The organism is Desulfurococcaceae archaeon MEX13E-LK6-19 (genome assembly GCA_029637525.1).
GTDB lineage: Archaea > Thermoproteota > Thermoprotei_A > Sulfolobales > Desulfurococcaceae > MEX13ELK6-19.
This window is the reverse complement of sequence record CP072660.1, coordinates 456,343-472,649: the sequence shown is the minus strand read 5'-3', so window position 1 is coordinate 472,649 and position 16,307 is coordinate 456,343. Positions and strand designations below refer to the sequence as shown.

Here is a 16,307-nt window from a genome sequence, read left to right as displayed (position 1 = left end):
TTAATACCTTTATTCCTATACACAACTATGGTTAAATTAAATAATTACTACCAAATAATATTTCCTCTAGACTAGAATTAGGAGTATGGGTGAAGATTATTGTTTAGAGCCGTCTACCCGTCTGCGTCAAAATTCAAATACATAGCGCAAACGCTGGCAAAAATTGTTGATGAAATACCGTTTTATGCCGAGCCCGATGTATTAGAGGCTAGAGTTCTTAGTCCTGATAAGACTACCATGACTATACTAAAAATGCCTTCAATAGCATTTGAAGAATATGTCTGCGACCAAGAAGAATTCTTTGTAATAAACGCCGATGAGTTTAACAGGATTGCCCGTAGAGGTTCGAGAAACGATGTTGTTATTTTAGAGCTTGATAGGGAGAATAAAGTACTTAAGTTTATGTTTAAGGATAAGAAAACTGGTGTTGAAAGAACATTCTACTTGTCTCTAAGAGAACGTGTTGAAGAGAAAGTTCCTGAAATAAATATTTCTCTAAGTGTGAGTATTCGCATGTTATCTGATGATTATAAGAACATTATACGAGATCTTAAAGTGGTAGGTGAAGAAGCAATCTTCATATATTCTTCAGGTAAATTAGAAGTGAAAAGTGCAGCTCAACAAAAAGAATACCATGGCGTATTTGAGCAAGACAACCCATTAATATCGATAACTGCATCAGTTGATAGAGCAACGGCAAGATATAGTGTTGGATTACTAGAAGCAACACTCAAAGCAGCTTCTGCATCTAAAAACGTCTTATTGGAATTCGATTCAGACAAACCTCTCAAAGTAGAGTTTGAACTACCGGGCGGTGGAGTACTAACTTACTGGATAGCACCAAGAACATAATTAACATAAATTAATGTTAATTTTGTATTTTGCCTTTACTTATTCTTTAGCTTCAAGCTTACTCAACAAATCTAATAATACCTTTTCTGCACGTTTCTTTTGCTGGACTACAGGCTTCTTTGCTTCCACAAGCTTCTTTTCACGTAGCTCTATTTCCCAAACTGGTTTTGGACACGTACTTCTTTTAGGACAAATAACACAACAATGCGGACATACAAGAATATCACTATAGAGCACACATTGTTTAACAGCATGGTATCTACTACAAATGCTACATCTCTCCCAATAGATTGTCACTTTACTTAACCCCTCACAACGAATACTATTTCCTAGCTCTATAGGTTATTATTGAGGAGAGCGTATAAACTCTTGTGTACATTGAAATATAGATGTGGCCGCACCGATGAGATACAGTATCCGCGGCGGGGGACAATAACACCTAACCCCCGATGGGGTAGCCTGTATCGAGGGATGAAGGCCTAATTAAAATAATAGAAATATTTAGAATACAGTAAAACCATGTTGTGAAAGCATTTCCTTGAAGCGCAAAGCATCGTTAAACATATACACATTATTGAACAATACATAGTTGCGACTTAATCCTAATTTCATAATTATGTTTGCCAATCTATTTAGATCATCGTCCGTATACTTGTATCTATAATTTACTTCACCTTTACCTATGCCATGAAGCCTTGTATACAATAGGTTTCTTGTAACAGGCTCGTGCTTAAAGAGGTCAACTATATGTACAACATTATATTCATTCAATATTTTCTCTAAATCATGTATGGCATTAGCGGTAAGCCATTGTCCTCTTGGCTCCCAACCAATTACTATTTCACGTGGAGTTAGAGAAATTATCTCTTTAAAGAACTGGTATACCCAACGAACAGATTCCTCATTATACGGCATAGATCCTGGTGTTTGCAGAACAATAAATTTGGCACCAATAATTTTTGCGAGATCAACAATTTTATTCCAAGCATCTATGTTTTCTTTAGTAGGTTTTAGCCATCCATAATTTTTTATTTCACCACTAGGTTTGTCTTTCATTTTCTTCCATGTAGGACTTGAAGAAGGGTGTGTAATAACTTGCCAAGCCTTAATAGAGACAATGAATTCCTCTGGTAGTTCTTCTTTGAATTTTCTCGCCCACTCGCTAGATGGTAGGTTATAGAATGTGTTTTGTAACTCTACAATCTTGAAGTGTTGATAATATTTTTTACGAGAGACAGGAAAACCACAACATCCTACCCATATTTTTTGCTGCAACATTTAACCCTCAGAGCATCTACTCCTTTCTCCATAATAGTCTCAACAAGAGCATTAAACTCTTTTCTACTATAACATTTAGTGCTGGAACAATATTTTGTACAATCCATTTTTTGCAGAAAATCGAGTGTTTCCATAAAATCCCTATCATCAGATAACCATGAGCTACATAGAGGTCCTAGCGCATCCGATATAAAGGCTATTCTTTCATCACTGTCTTCGTATACAAGTGTTATTAATCCTTTAGTATGACCTGGGGTGTGAAAAAGTTTTATGAGGGGTCTTTCAACAACATTGTATTCCTTAATACTCATAGACAACGATATAGTTATTGGATAAGATGGGAAATCTACGTTGTAAACGCAAGAATTAGTATATAAAGGATCTCCCTGTCTGATCATAGTACTATCAGGTTCATGAGCAATTGTCTTAACATTATTGTTAATCCAATATAATGTGCTCGCACCGCCTGCCGACTCTATATGGGCATGTGATATTACAACATATTCTATTTTTCTTGGCGAGAAACCTAGTTCCATTATATTCCTAATTACAGCAATAACCCCCCATGGCGAACCCGAGTCATAGAGTAAGAGTTTTTCATTATTCATAGTGATTAAATATACATTATTATCGGCTAGACTACTAAGTTCTCCTCCACCAACCACGTAAATACCGCGGGATATTCTATAATGCATTAAATCGCCCTAACTGGTATACTGGAATACTATCCTCTATGGAAAGGTTTTATTCTAGCAACTCTAATCGGTTCTATTCTCTTAATTAATTCCTCGAGATCTTTTTCATCGGCAACTGAAGCCTTTGATGTATCAACAACAATGACGCATTCAGCTATTTCACCACGACGTAGTGTTGTGCAACGTGTCATAACTTGATCTATACCGTGTTTTGCAAGCTCGTTGGCTACCTCAGCTAATGCTCCAGGCCTATCTTCAATTTCTATTTCAATTTCATAAAGTTTTGCTTCTCGAGATATAGGAGTTACAAGGATCTCTTTTTTATCAACATCAGCTATTAGTAGAAGCGACATTCCTTCTCTAATATCAAGAGCATCCCTTATTACAAGGGGTATTGTTATTCTTCCTTTATTATCTACTCTAACTACTTCTCTAATCTTCATATGTACCCACCGCTATAATTATTTGCCTATCTAACCTTCTATTCACTAATATAAATACATGTAGTGATCCTATTAACGTTTACTCAGTAACTATTTTAAAAGAAGGGCTCCTCTAAATAACTTAACGTCTTTATTTTTCTACCAACTCTCTTCTTCCACTCATTCCCTATGGCGATAACTGTTACTATATCTGCTATTTCTGCCCGTGCCTTTTCAACAATATTTATTAATCCACGTAACGTTTTTCCCGTAATAACGACATCAGTCATTATTAGCACATTATCTCTTCGACTTAACATATCTTTGTCTACATAAAGAATCTCGACTTCTCTCATAGAACGAATTATTGTTTCTTCATAATATTCAACTCCAGGGTATTTCCTGTTTTTGGCCAGTACAATTTTGCTATTAAGCTCTAATGCAATAGTTGTAGCTAAAGGCAGAACACCAGGTCTTCCAACAAGTATTTTATCAATCTTTTTACCGGTAAGTTCAAGCAATAATATGAACGATAATAATCTAAGCAAGTACGGATCGTTTAATAGTCTTGACAAATCTATAATAGTTGTTTTTTCTTTCTCTAAAAATCTCCTTATTAACTCATTTATGCTTATGGATTGCGAGAGATTTGCAAGAATATTTATAGCTTGTTCAAAGCTTGGAATAATAGAGCCCTTAACATACCTACACAAAACAGATTCAGGAATACCCGTTAACTGGGAAAGAACCCCGTATGATACTCTGGTCTTCATCAATCTTAGAAATTCAATTGATAAGAGACGTGCATAAAATGACATGTATTTGTTTATAGAAAACCAAGAACTTAACTTCTCTTTAAGTCTTTCAACATTCTGAGGAGATGGTTTGGTCAGTAATGCGGGAAAATAATCATCTAAAGCAATCATCCCCGAATGCCCTCATCATTCTTTATACAACTACTATCAGACACAAATTAATAAACCTTATAATATCTTTTAAGGCTTCTATTACTTAGGAAATAGGGGATGAAGCGGGTCTTAAATGCTGATTTGTAATGAAGAAAAACCCACGCGACGACCCTTATCTAGGTGATTAATTATTAACACGACACCTAAAGCAAAAACACTCATAAGTTATTTATCAACTTTAATAGAGCAGATTACTAAAAAAAGATGCCCAGAAGATCTTTTGTTCGATATTGTTTCGGAAAGCCTTGTCCAAGCCTGGTTTAATGGTAAGAACTTTATCGAATATTGTTTAAACCTATCAGATAATGTTGATGCATGCATTGTTGTACATATAGTATGGTATGGAAGCATCAATGAGTTTAACATCGTTGGCACATTATATTCAATCAAAGTACCGAGCAAAATTGATGTAACAGACAAAATATTAATACTATTTAATGAATCATTCCATATTATAAAAGAAAAAGACAGAGTCTCTTTTTATATGAAAAATCTTAATGAAAGAATATTACATGTTCTTGCTCATTGGGCAACCTCTTTTTCATGTACAAACATATTTTATATTCTTCATGAAGATGTAGATATTATGTACGAAGAAGAGTATATTGATCAGTAACAGAGTGATTATTTATGTCTTCAAACGACCAAATTATCCTCAGAGCACGAAGATGGCTTGATAATACTGAATTCAGAGAAATACTAAAGATAGCTGACTATATGGGATATCAAAAAGGTGCTGGTGCTTTATTTAAAATAAATGTAAAGAAGATTTTATCTAACAACTATACTTTTGAAGATATCATCAATATTATTAATGAGTATGACTTAGAGATCAAAGAAGGTAATTTAGATTACTTAAGAGAGATTATTGAAGAAAAAACAAAAATAACCATTGATGTAGAGAGTACTTCTAATGATATAATAATGAAAATACCCTGGAATGTATGGAACATATTGAAGGAACAACTACGTGGTATAGGTATACGTTTTTATAATAAAGACCAAGAGGCTATCTACTACACATTTAAGCCATATAAATTAAGTACAGTTATTGAGCTAGTTAAAGGCAAAGGCATAAATATTGAAGACAAGACGGGTATAACGAAAGAAAAGACTCTTGCACAAAAACTAGAATTTAGAGGAGAGTTAAGACCCTACCAACAAGAGGCATTGGAAAAGTGGAGTGAAAACAATTACCGTGGTGTTATAGCTTTACCCACTGGTTCTGGTAAAACAATTATTGCAATCGCTGGTTTAGCCAAAGTACAGAGGAGAACACTAATTGTTACCTATACTAAAGAACAAATGTTTCAATGGCGAGAAATGATTATTAAGTTTACCAATATCGCACCAGAGCTTGTAGGGCTATATTACACTGAAGAAAAAAAGCTTGCACCAATAACAATAACTACATATCAGTCAGCTTTCAGGAACATTGAGTTCATGGGTCGTTACTTTGATTTACTCATAGTAGATGAATGTCATCATCTTCCTGCTGAGAAGTTTAAACATATTGCAATGTACTCAATTGCACCCTTCCGTATGGGTTTGTCTGCAACAGTCGTTAGGGAAGATGGAAAACACACAGAATTATTCCCACTAATGGGCGGGATAATATATCATAAATCAGCAGCTGAGCTTGCACAACAAGGTTATCTTGCCAGATATCGGGTTTATACAATAAAGGTTGGTCTAAGTAGTAAGGAAAGGAAGGAATACAAGGAACTCTATAAAATATATAAAACATTGGCTGGAGGAAGAAGTTTCCAAGAAATTCTAGAGGCAGCAAAGCTAGGTGATACAAAGGCACAACAAGCATTAAGAATTCATAGCAGATTGAGAATGCTAGTGGCAAACTCTGAGAACAAGATACTGAAGGCGGTTGAAATAGCCGAGAAAGAACTTAAGAAAGGCAATAAGATAATTATTTTCACACAATATGTTAATCAAGCAAAAGAAATAAGCAAAAGACTAGGAGCTTATCTACTTACCGGAGAAATCGATACCAAAGAGCGTCAACGTGTTTTGAAAGAATTTAAAGAAAAACCCTCTGGCGTTCTTGTTGTAACAACTGTAGGTGACGAAGGACTTGACATACCAGATGCCAATGTTGGTATAATTGTTTCAGGGACTGGCTCAAGGAGGCAGTTCATACAGAGACTGGGGAGATTGCTAAGACCTAGAGAAGGAAAAAACGAGGCTAAACTCTATGAAATAGTAATTAGTGGCACCGCCGACGAGTTCCTCGCTAGGAAAAGAAAAACAATACTAGAGGGTATAGACGAATTCTTATAGATAAAAATAATTCTACTCACATTTGATCCACAATATTCCCTGGAGAACAATACTTTTAACTAAATCCTGATTATTAATATACTTTAAACGTACTCTTTTGAACCTATTATTAACACTAACAAATTCTTTTAATTCTCCATTAATTGTCTTAATATATGCTAGTGTATCGAATCCCTTATACGGTGTTGATAAGTACTTAGATAAGGCGTTACTATAATCGTTATCAAAAGGTTCCAGAGGATTTAAGAGCCCATAAACAATTGGATGACTAGTATTGATAGGTATTATCTTTGTTATGTTTTCTTCCTTTTTAAATTTTTCAATACAAAGAATTTTTTCTTGCGATTCTATATCATCACATTTGTTTAGGATATCATTATCGGAATTAATGCATATACATTCATGTTTCTCAATTTCTTTCATAATATCTTCAACAAATTCATAATAATCAATAGAGAAGTGTACAGTACACGTTTTAGCCCAGAAAGGTTTTCGTACGATATAGATTACTTCTTTAGGTAGTCTCTGATACAAATTTTCGTGAGGATACAAAATCATTGATAAAGGTGCCAAACTTACTGAAAGAACTAGTCCATCACCATATTCTACATCAGCAATACATGCTTCCATGGTTAAATATGCTGTTTCACCCACCAATAAATTCAATATGTTTTTAAGTATACTATCATCACCTATATCGATAAACTTCTCTTTAGGTATTATTACAGCCCCTTCCCTTATCATCGGCATTTTTCCACCATGTATTAAGTTATTTGAAAAAGTTAATTATGACTTATTTTAGTCTTTACTCCAGAGAGTAGATATCTTTCCGCTCTTAGGTGAACGCCTTGTCAGATACAGAAAAGGTAAGGAAAATCGCAATATATGAAGGTACGGCAAAAATAGGCGAAGTACTAAAGAACCTTGCCAATATAAGACTTACTCCAGAAGATTTCAGTAGCCCCATAGCATTACAAATGGCTTTATCAAGAATATACAACGCTATTATAAAAAGTTTTGAAGAGGGTCCTGAAAAGAGGTATGTCGCTGAAGTAAGGTTTAAAGATAGCTTGGGCAATATTGTTTCATTTGCCGTAGATCTAGGCTCTAGTCTCCCTCCATTTTCTTCTAATGAAGTTAAAGCAAGAATAATCGTTGAATTATATGAAGAATAATATAGCAAATAGTTTTATTTGGGTGCAGGTATGAACCATGGGTAAACAAGGAAAAAGATGGATAAAGAAAAGAGAATTCATGGTATACTATTTTATCTATAAGACAATCGGCTGTAATAAGTCCGTTAATATAGGTGAACTACTCGATTTAATAACTTCGACATTTGGATTTAATAGAAAAACTTCACTAAATATAATCAAACATTTAATTAGAATAGGTTTGCTTAAAAAACAAGAACCCATGGTTGTATCTCCACGTTGTATTAACGAAGTTCTTGATTCTTATTTAGAAGATTATATTAGCAGTAGAAAGAAGAGACTTCAAAAGAAGTAATTAGCGTACCGGTAACTTTACGTTGTTTGTACGTTATTAGAAAAATACTTATTGTTTATTATCGACCGGTTTTTGATTTATTTACTCTTTAAGTCCTAGTAGTATCTCTATTGTTGATACTCTTGTTTGGCGGCCGTTGGGGTTGGTTACTGTCTGGCTGCCTATTTTGATTTCTTTGATTTCTACTTTGCCTGGTAGGAACCTGTTCCTTACGATTTCTACTGTGTCAACTGCTTTGCTTATTGCTCTGCCTCTAGCTTTGACAACGATCTCTTTTACGCCCTGGTTTATTAGAGTTAATACTGCTAGGACGTAATTCATTACGTTCTTCTTACCTACTAGGACGGTGTTACTTGGCTGGGGTGTGACTTCTGCCATTTCCGCTCTCCTCCAGATTTCCCAGATATCGTCAAATCACAAGAAATAATGGTGCTTGTATATAAACCTTACCTTTATCCTGGTGTTATTAGACCCTCTCTTTTTAATCCCAAGAATAATCGCATAGGGTTATTAATGAGGTATAATAGTATTGCCAGTGGAATCAATATATGAAAGATTATGTCCTTCATGTGGTAAATGGGGCGAAGCCAGCTTTATTACTAAATTTGGTATGTGCAGCAGATGTATATCAAGACTAAACAAAAACCATAATCTTAACGCAATACAATATATTGAAGAGATAGAATCTGATGTGAAAGAATTCGAGGAATTTTTCCGCAGAGCAACAGGTGGTTATACTCTTTGGGGAAGCCAGAGAATTTGGGTCAAACGGCTTCTCAAGAAAGAAAATACAAGCATTATAGCACCAACAGGCATAGGTAAAACAACTTTACTCACAGTATATGCACTGTATTCAGCTATTATGTACAAAGAAAAAATACTCATATTATCGCCAACAACATCTCTCGCTAAACAAACATACATGAGACTTAAGGCTATGTGTGATAATATTAACGCCAATTTAAGGATAGTATTCTACGACTCAAGGCTATCCAGAAACAAGAAAAATGAAATTATTACGATGATTAAGAATGGAGAATACGATATACTTGTCGTAACAAACGCGTTTCTTTCAAGACACAGCTCGTTATTCAAAGGAAAGCACTTCGACATAATTATTGCGGATGACGTAGACTCTATATTAAATCGTTCAAGAAATATTCTTCGTATATTGAACATGCTTGGTTATACAGATGAATCAATTGAATTGGCTAAGAAAATTGTAAATCTTCGATCAAAAATATTGCTAGCGAAAATAAACGGGCTTGAAGAAGCATACCAAAAATACTTAAGAGACTATCTTGAGCTTGAAACCAAGCTCTATAAAGTACTTAAAACTACTAAGAAAGGCCAATTAGTAATAGCAAGTGCTACGGGTAGAGCTCGTGGTCCCTTCATACCTGTTATGAGAGAATTATTGGCATTAGATATAACAGGTATAACGCTCTATGCAAGAGATGTAACTGACTGTTATAAACTGGTGAAAAGTGCAAAAGAAGTATATGATTTCATAGTGGAAATAGTATCACGAATAGGAAGCGGCGGAATAATATTACTAAGCCCCTATCACCCCTTGAAAAAGACTATTAATATAGAGGAGCTTATCAAATATCTGAGCGAGAAAGGATACAAGATCTCCAAAGCATCGCCATCTTCTATACAGAAACTAATTAACGGAGAAATAGATCTAATTATTGGTTCTAGTTCATATTATGGCGTCGGTGTGAGAGGTATTGATTCTCCTGAAAAGATAAAATATGTCATATTTATTGGAACACCAGTCTTTGTAACCGATCTGAAGAATCTTCTGTACAACCCGAAGACCTTGTATAGGTTACTACTTCACTTGAAAGAAAAAGGGTACGACGTACTCCAGGATATCACCATACTGTCCAAAATACTTAGATATACATCATCTAATGAATTAAGACTACTTAAAGATCTTTTGAGAGAACGAATACCCATAGAGGACATAAATAACGATAAAATTAGGGAGAAATACGAGAAAATCAAAGAAATAGCCGAAAGAGCCTATGATACATACAAGAAGCTACTGGACCAAGAAATTAAGCAGAGAATAGGAACCATTGTCATCTACAAGATTAACAAGAAGTATATCGCCTTAATGCCTGATGCAATGACCTATATACAGGCTAGTGGAAGAACCTCGAGATTATACCATGGTGTAATGACACATGGATTATCGATTATTATTGAAGACCAATCTCTCGAAGAATTAATTGATGCAATGAATACAAAAATAAAATATATTAATCGTAGTTCTGGACTTAAATCCTTCGATACTATTGATATAGATTATGAAAAGAATATAATCGAGAAAAGCAGAGTAAAATCTAATAGATCAGCAAATATAGCATTTAAAACAGTATTACTTGTTGTTGAATCTCCTACTAAAGCAAGGACTATAGCAAACTTCTTTGGTAAACCTGCACGCAGAAAATTAGGTTCAGTCACAGTTTACGAGACCCCAATTGTTAAGGACAATAATATAACATACTTAAACATCGTTGCAACAAAAGGACATCTATACGACTTATCAACAAATACCGGAAATACTTTTGGAATGAACATCGATTATGTAAATGGCCAAAATATAACATTATTCTACAAAACTATAAAGAGATGTCGTGTATGTGGACATCAATTCACCGATGGCGACGTCTGTCCCCGATGTGGCAGTAGTTATTATAGTGACTCGATAGAGGTAATTAACGTACTACGTAAATTAGCTTCTGAAGTAGACGAAATACTGATCGGCACAGACCCTGATACCGAAGGAGAGAAGATAGCTTATGACATATTCTTAACCGTAAAACCATTTAACGACAACGTGTATAGAGTAGAATTCCACGAAATAACATTAAGAGAACTGGAAAAAGCACTAAAGAATAAGAGAGCAATCGACTACAATCTAGTCAATGCACAAATATTCAGACGCGTATTAGATCGCTTGATAGGCTTCAGTTTAAGCCAGGAGTTATGGAGAGTATATGAGAAACACTGGCTCGGCGCAGGAAGAGTACAAACCCCTGTCCTTGGCTGGGTTATAGACTACTATAATGAATACCTTAGAAATAAATGCTATGCACTCAAAATCATAGCTGGCACCAAAGAACCTTATTTACAGATACAATATTGTTCCGAGTCTAAAGAAGAAATAGAGGACATTATAAACTCGATTAAGAAGAATAACACTATCTCCATTGAGATAGTAGAGACTTTCACCGAAGAAGTAAAGCCATCACCACCATATACAACAGATGAATTACTTTATGATGCATCAAGAATAGGTATACCCGCCACATTGGCTATGAAGCTTGCACAAGAACTATTTGAAAGCGGCTTGATAACATACCATAGAACAGACTCTACCTACGTATCAACCTATGGTATAGAGCTTGCGAAAAAATACTTGTCTACAAAGTATTCAACAAACCTATTCGCTGGACGTCATTGGGGTAACCAAGGAACGCATGAAGCAATTAGACCAACAAATCCATGGGATTCATCTGATATAGAAAAGTACTACAGTGAAGGATTACTTCCCTTACCCATATACTTGACGCCTTTACACATAAAATTATACGACCTTATATTCCGGAGATTTATAGCAAGTCAAATGAAGCCCTATAAGCAACAAGTAGCTGTAATCAATGTAAGACTTAGTAACGACAAAATTGTAACTCAAAAACTTCCAGTAAAGATCATTGAGAGAGGATTTAACGAAATAATACAACCAAAGGTGTATACCTGGCTTTTAGAAAACAAGAGAAGTAATATAACTGTACCCGTTCAAAGACTTACAATGTATAGAACCTCAAAAAGCCCATTGCCAACACAAGGTACTATCATAAAGTTAATGAAAGAACGTGGAATAGGTCGACCTAGCACTTATACGGCCACATTGAAGAATTTACGGAGGCATGGATACATAATCTTCTCAAAGAAAAGAAACTATATAATACCTACAAAGATCGGTATAAACGTATATGAATACTTGTCTAGAAGACACAACGACCTAGTATCCGAAGAAACAACAAGATATATGGAGGAGACTATAGATAAGATCAGGCTTGGGCAACTAAGTTTAGAATCTGCAATTGATAATGTAGTTAGTAAACTAGTATTCCACAACCTTATTCATGTTCCAGGAGAACGCGAGAAAGCTACTGTTTAGTTTCTCTAACGCCTAGTACTTTCTCTTAATTCTTATTGCAATATATGATCTCCTTCTACCACGGAATTTCTCGCTTCCAATATCTATGTTAACTATTTCTATACTGTCACCTAGTCTTTCAGCAAGATGCCTATACACATCAACTGCTTTACTAATAAAGTCACCTCGTCCTTTTATAATGATCTCGTCCACACCCTGGTTGAAACTTACTACAGCGTCAAAGACGTATTCTGATATAGGTTTTTTACTTACATCAATAACCTTAGTGTTAGCACCAAACGACATTGCATTAGCACCTACCTTATATACATTAACTTGATTCTAATAGAGTAAGGTAATAGCATCCTATATTTAAGTATTCTTCAGAAAAAGATCATTACAACCTGAGAAGCTAACAAGAATACTATGATCATTGACGAAGATGCAACTATTATAGCTCTTAAGCATGCATCTAGAAGTACTTTGTTCTTCGTTGTTACATGGACGTACAGAATCTTATTTGCAATTGCAGCAAGATTTGTTATAACAAGCGATGCTACAAGAGTATATACATCGACAAAGCCTATTCCTGATAGGGCAAATATGGTTAGTATGGTAGCACCAGCATTAACGAATCCTCCAACAACCGCTATTAAGTATATTATTTGTGAGCCAAAAATGTAGTATAAGACATAGCTTACAGCGAATATTGATGCATAGACAACAACTATACGTATTGCTGTATTGATACTAAGCGGGTTCTGTATATCTACACGCATATTCTTTAATGGCTCTCCTTTCTCAAAGAGCCAGGCCAGTACACCTAATAGTATAGGAGGTGTAAATGCCACAAAAGATAACCCTACTACAATTAACGTCTTGACGGCATCAAGAGATGATATAGACAACATTGATATGATTATCATATTACGAACAAGCATTGCCGCTATAATTATGAATATATTCCTCTTGGCTATACTCTTAAGTAAATCCTGCGAAACATTTTCTTGTGCAGCAAGTATTGAAGCTATGTTCGCAACTGATGCTTCACTATTAACTAAACCTCCCAGAAACGATATGTACTTGAGAGCTTCCCCACCTTTTATTTTTACACCAATATAGCTAATGAATGATAGTGCGAGAATTATTATGAAGAGTAAATAGAGTTTACTAAGATCAAAACCCATTATCACTATGGGTTTCAGTAAAAACACAGGCCCTAATATAAATACGAATAACCCTAGCTCAAGCCCTGATAAAAGCTCTTTGTACGATATACCTTTCACGAATTTTTCTATTGAAGGCTTTGTAGCTAGAATAAACGTTACAAGTATTGATGCCGAAACCGCTTCGAGAATCTTCCCTAAACCTACTAGAAAACCTAACCCTAGATCTAGCCCCATCACAATATACGTTGTTATACCTGTTCTTCCAAGAATACTCATTCTTTGATACATATATAGAATTATTAGAACAACTATTATTGAAGCGAATACTGCTAATACAAACATTTGTATAATTGTCAACCCTTGTTCCTCGAGAATTAAAGCCAAATGCGCCGTAATTGCTCCATACAAACTAAGAAGACCAAATGAGCGTACTCCAGGGAGGCTTTTAGGTTTCTCGGTTGTAGAAATAAGTCTTGTTCTCTCTCTTTCTATTCCTATTAAAGCTCCCACGAGAAACCCTATAATTATCTTGACGACAAACTCTATCTCACTAACACCCAATATGTCAGTGTCAATCAATACTTTTTCACCCTAAACCTCAGACGGAGTTCTTCCAGTCATCCCGCGGGGTCATACACGGATAGGGCGGTCATCACCAGTTTATTAACTATTCGATACGTCGATATATAGTTCTCTCAGCAATAAGTTATTAAGTCAAATTCTTTAGCATACTCTCATACTTACTTATATCGTTCTGTATACTTTCAATAAGTTTATCAATACTATTAATGCATGTTATAAACAAAACTTCACTAATTAACCCTGGGTCTAATATTGGGCTGGTTATCTTCTTGCTAAGTTTTTTCAATAAAAGCTTTTTCTTTTTGGAGTTTATATACATCCAATATTTTTCATTATCATAACCAAACACCTTTATCTCAATACCATCACTTTTGCTAGTACTTTCAGCTGGTATTGTCATCAGCTTCTCAATATACTGTTCATAGGGCAGAATAAGATATAATTGGTAACAAAGCTCATCATAATCTTCATCTTTTAGTACTTCAAGGACTTTATCAAGTAGCTCACGTAATTTCCCTATATTAGTACCAGATAATGTTATTCTTAAACTACGTCCAATAAGTTCTATGTTTTTGATATCTTTCTTTTTTAGTTTCGCAATAATTTTTGAGGCAATCACGTTTTCTTTCAACACAATATCAAGAATAACCCTATACCGTATAGAGGGGTCCGACGGGGATAACTTCTTCATCATATCCTCGATCACCCTTCTTCTTCATCCCCCCATAATTTTCTCTACCTAAACTTCTTAAATAGTTAAGATAAGAGATCAGAAACACGGACCTTCTTCATATTTAAATCTGTCCGTGGCATATCATCATCTATGAGTAATAATAGTACAAGAAGGTTAATATCCTATCCTAACTATGTTAAGAAAAGAGTAGAGTGGATAATTTATGCGTAGGTGTACATAGTGTATCAACAACCATCTAGAAAATATACTATAATATTGAGCGAGTCTGCTATAGTACTTATGTCGGTAATATCTGCGTTTTTTCCTGGATACTTTATCATAGCAATAATATTGTATACAATATTGATTTTTGGACTGACATCATATACTATGACGAAAAAAACTAGAGCAAAACCTGAAGAGCTCAAGACTCCACTATTTAGAGAGAATAACGCGATGAAAATAGCTATGGCCGACAAGGAGCTTTCTAAAGAATTAATGCAACAAATGAGATCTACATTAATGTTGTTCATAACGTTTCCATTGATACTAGTGCTATTCCCATTATATACAAGTTATATAGGTCCTTATGTAGAATCAGCATTACAGAGCAGTCTAAACAATGAATTAGCAGCGAAATTCCTAAACTTCTTCATAATGTATAACTTCGTATTTGCAATAATATCATTAGTTAGATTAGGGTTATCAAAAATATACAAGCCTATCAACATACTCTTACCACAGCGTTTTGTAGTGTATCCAAGCGGAATCTTAGCAAATAATAGAATGTTCATAAGATTTACCGACGATCATTGCTACAAATATGATCCAATAAGGAAATTCATTGAGATACGATCAGAAAAGAATCCTGGGTTCAAAATAAAACTATATAGTGAAAATATAACAAGACTTAAAGAGAAACTTGTAGAAAAGAACATTCTAAGAGAGTGTAAAGAATGACCACAAAGAAATATACATGCCTCGTATGTGGAAGAAAATTCCCCGAAGGACAAGGAATAGTAATTAAATACGATGAAGATCTGGAATTAACATTTCATAGTAGTCGTTGCGCCGCAAAATTCCTAAAGCTGCTTCTCGAGAGAGTTCCTCGAGATGAACTAAAAGGCTATCTAAAGAGGATAAGAGAAGAATTAATTGAAAAGATCAAATTGATTGAGAAAGCTCGATCGAAGAAGATCTAATACTAGATACTAGTCTTTAAATCTGTTCGCGGTAATGTCATCATCCCCTTAAAGGTCGCTGGGGGGCAAGTTTCTTCATCAGAAATACATCTTTTGCCAACCAGGATAATAAGTTTTACAAAGTATTCTTGGAGAAGTATTATAGTATATTGAACTAAAATAAAATTCTATATTAGTTCATAGTCTCTCTTGAATTCTATTTTTAATTATATTAACGATGTCTTTGGTCAACCCCATTTTCCTAGTCATATTCAAAGCTTTTTCATAAGCCTCGTCATCGTTTTCAGCCGAGATATTGAGGATTATGTTTGTTCCCACGACTTGTATTCTATACCTCATTTGTCCTAGGAACACATATTTTTCTTTAATTAGGAGATCCTTCTTGGAAAGTTCCATGTAGAATACCCTTCTTAATATTAGATAATGTGGGTTATTAATATTGATGTCATTATAATCATAATTCTTAATAATAAATATTTAACAAT

Annotated in this window: 19 protein-coding genes; 8 read left to right on the top strand and 11 right to left on the bottom strand. The window is 34.7% G+C overall.

The window, feature by feature from the left end:
• Positions 1-99 precede the first annotated feature (99 nt).
• Complete coding sequence (locus J4526_02640; GenBank protein ID WFO75779.1) at positions 100-852, top strand: DNA polymerase sliding clamp; 753 nt, start codon at positions 100-102, stop codon at positions 850-852.
• A 39-nt stretch (positions 853-891) separates the two neighbouring features.
• On the opposite strand, the gene J4526_02635 is transcribed toward J4526_02640, so the two are convergent.
• The 5 genes from J4526_02635 to J4526_02615 all read right to left on the bottom strand — a co-directional run bounded on the left by J4526_02635 (position 892) and on the right by J4526_02615 (position 4,173).
• On the bottom strand, positions 892-1,149 hold the full coding sequence (locus J4526_02635; GenBank protein WFO75778.1) for a hypothetical protein: 258 nt from the start codon (positions 1,147-1,149) through the stop codon (positions 892-894).
• 204 nt (positions 1,150-1,353) lie between these two features.
• Complete coding sequence (locus J4526_02630) at positions 1,354-2,130, bottom strand: DUF72 domain-containing protein (protein ID WFO75777.1); 777 nt, start codon at positions 2,128-2,130, stop codon at positions 1,354-1,356.
• Positions 2,106-2,825 (bottom strand): MBL fold metallo-hydrolase, encoded by a 720-nt coding sequence (locus tag J4526_02625; protein WFO75776.1) that lies wholly within the window; start codon positions 2,823-2,825, stop codon positions 2,106-2,108. The genes J4526_02630 and J4526_02625 overlap by 25 nt, the downstream gene beginning before the upstream one ends.
• Positions 2,826-2,854: 29 nt before the next feature.
• Positions 2,855-3,268, bottom strand: coding sequence for an ACT domain-containing protein (locus J4526_02620; GenBank protein WFO75775.1), 414 nt, complete (start codon positions 3,266-3,268; stop codon positions 2,855-2,857).
• A gap of 95 nt (positions 3,269-3,363) precedes the next feature.
• Entirely contained in the window at positions 3,364-4,173 is an 810-nt protein-coding gene (locus J4526_02615) for a phosphoribosyltransferase (GenBank protein WFO75774.1), read from the bottom strand.
• A gap of 262 nt (positions 4,174-4,435) precedes the next feature.
• On the opposite strand from J4526_02615, the gene J4526_02610 reads away from it, so the two are divergent.
• Together J4526_02610 and J4526_02605 are read left to right on the top strand one after the other, a co-directional pair.
• The gene (locus J4526_02610) at positions 4,436-4,831 is read left to right on the top strand and encodes a hypothetical protein (protein ID WFO75773.1); all 396 of its coding nucleotides are present in this window, start codon (positions 4,436-4,438) and stop codon (positions 4,829-4,831) included.
• Positions 4,832-4,845: 14 nt separating this feature from the next.
• Positions 4,846-6,510, top strand: a complete 1,665-nt coding sequence (locus J4526_02605) for a DEAD/DEAH box helicase (GenBank protein WFO75772.1) — start codon at positions 4,846-4,848, stop codon at positions 6,508-6,510.
• A gap of 12 nt (positions 6,511-6,522) precedes the next feature.
• Here J4526_02605 and J4526_02600 read toward each other — a convergent pair whose 3' ends face one another.
• The gene (locus J4526_02600) at positions 6,523-7,260 is read right to left on the bottom strand and encodes a hypothetical protein (GenBank protein WFO75771.1); all 738 of its coding nucleotides are present in this window, start codon (positions 7,258-7,260) and stop codon (positions 6,523-6,525) included.
• 98 nt (positions 7,261-7,358) lie between these two features.
• Here J4526_02600 and J4526_02595 point away from each other — a divergent pair, with 98 nt between their 5' ends.
• Complete coding sequence (locus J4526_02595; GenBank protein ID WFO75770.1) at positions 7,359-7,685, top strand: hypothetical protein; 327 nt, start codon at positions 7,359-7,361, stop codon at positions 7,683-7,685.
• 37 nt (positions 7,686-7,722) lie between these two features.
• Positions 7,723-8,019: a hypothetical protein gene (locus tag J4526_02590; protein ID WFO75769.1), complete on the top strand. Its 297-nt coding sequence runs from the start codon at positions 7,723-7,725 to the stop codon at positions 8,017-8,019.
• Positions 8,020-8,100: 81 nt separating this feature from the next.
• On the opposite strand, the gene albA is transcribed toward J4526_02590, so the two are convergent.
• Entirely contained in the window at positions 8,101-8,397 is a 297-nt protein-coding gene (albA, locus tag J4526_02585) for a DNA-binding protein Alba (GenBank protein WFO75768.1), read from the bottom strand.
• A gap of 151 nt (positions 8,398-8,548) precedes the next feature.
• On the opposite strand from albA, the gene rgy reads away from it, so the two are divergent.
• Positions 8,549-12,217, top strand: a complete 3,669-nt coding sequence (gene rgy / locus J4526_02580) for a reverse gyrase (protein WFO75767.1) — start codon at positions 8,549-8,551, stop codon at positions 12,215-12,217.
• 12 nt (positions 12,218-12,229) lie between these two features.
• Here rgy and J4526_02575 read toward each other — a convergent pair whose 3' ends face one another.
• The 3 genes from J4526_02575 to J4526_02565 all read right to left on the bottom strand — a co-directional run bounded on the left by J4526_02575 (position 12,230) and on the right by J4526_02565 (position 14,641).
• Complete coding sequence (locus J4526_02575) at positions 12,230-12,502, bottom strand: DNA-binding protein (protein ID WFO75766.1); 273 nt, start codon at positions 12,500-12,502, stop codon at positions 12,230-12,232.
• 77 nt (positions 12,503-12,579) lie between these two features.
• Positions 12,580-13,944: an MgtC/SapB family protein gene (locus tag J4526_02570; GenBank protein ID WFO75765.1), complete on the bottom strand. Its 1,365-nt coding sequence runs from the start codon at positions 13,942-13,944 to the stop codon at positions 12,580-12,582.
• A gap of 130 nt (positions 13,945-14,074) precedes the next feature.
• Positions 14,075-14,641 carry a hypothetical protein gene (locus J4526_02565; GenBank protein WFO75764.1) on the bottom strand — a complete coding sequence of 189 codons (567 nt, stop codon included), beginning with the start codon at positions 14,639-14,641 and terminating at the stop codon, positions 14,075-14,077.
• Between the two features lie 219 nt (positions 14,642-14,860).
• On the opposite strand from J4526_02565, the gene J4526_02560 reads away from it, so the two are divergent.
• Together J4526_02560 and J4526_02555 are read left to right on the top strand one after the other, a co-directional pair.
• Positions 14,861-15,580, top strand: coding sequence for a DUF2208 domain-containing protein (locus J4526_02560; protein ID WFO75763.1), 720 nt, complete (start codon positions 14,861-14,863; stop codon positions 15,578-15,580).
• Positions 15,577-15,822, top strand: coding sequence for a hypothetical protein (locus J4526_02555; protein WFO75762.1), 246 nt, complete (start codon positions 15,577-15,579; stop codon positions 15,820-15,822). The genes J4526_02560 and J4526_02555 overlap by 4 nt, the downstream gene beginning before the upstream one ends.
• Positions 15,823-15,999: 177 nt before the next feature.
• On the opposite strand, the gene J4526_02550 is transcribed toward J4526_02555, so the two are convergent.
• Positions 16,000-16,218 (bottom strand): hypothetical protein, encoded by a 219-nt coding sequence (locus J4526_02550; GenBank protein WFO75761.1) that lies wholly within the window; start codon positions 16,216-16,218, stop codon positions 16,000-16,002.
• Positions 16,219-16,307 lie beyond the last annotated feature (89 nt).

Coding starts and splice junctions, on each gene's coding strand:
- J4526_02630 (WFO75777.1), bottom strand. CDS start 2,130: ATGTTGCAGCAAAAAATATGGGTAGGATGTTGTGGTTTTCCTGTCTCT.
- J4526_02625 (WFO75776.1), bottom strand. CDS start 2,825: ATGCATTATAGAATATCCCGCGGTATTTACGTGGTTGGTGGAGGAGAA.
- J4526_02620 (WFO75775.1), bottom strand. CDS start 3,268: ATGAAGATTAGAGAAGTAGTTAGAGTAGATAATAAAGGAAGAATAACA.
- J4526_02615 (WFO75774.1), bottom strand. CDS start 4,173: ATGATTGCTTTAGATGATTATTTTCCCGCATTACTGACCAAACCATCT.
- J4526_02605 (WFO75772.1), top strand. CDS start 4,846: ATGTCTTCAAACGACCAAATTATCCTCAGAGCACGAAGATGGCTTGAT.
- J4526_02600 (WFO75771.1), bottom strand. CDS start 7,260: ATGCCGATGATAAGGGAAGGGGCTGTAATAATACCTAAAGAGAAGTTT.
- J4526_02590 (WFO75769.1), top strand. CDS start 7,723: ATGGGTAAACAAGGAAAAAGATGGATAAAGAAAAGAGAATTCATGGTA.
- albA (WFO75768.1), bottom strand. CDS start 8,397: ATGGCAGAAGTCACACCCCAGCCAAGTAACACCGTCCTAGTAGGTAAG.
- J4526_02575 (WFO75766.1), bottom strand. CDS start 12,502: ATGTCGTTTGGTGCTAACACTAAGGTTATTGATGTAAGTAAAAAACCT.
- J4526_02565 (WFO75764.1), bottom strand. CDS start 14,641: ATGATGAAGAAGTTATCCCCGTCGGACCCCTCTATACGGTATAGGGTT.
- J4526_02555 (WFO75762.1), top strand. CDS start 15,577: ATGACCACAAAGAAATATACATGCCTCGTATGTGGAAGAAAATTCCCC.
- J4526_02550 (WFO75761.1), bottom strand. CDS start 16,218: ATGGAACTTTCCAAGAAGGATCTCCTAATTAAAGAAAAATATGTGTTC.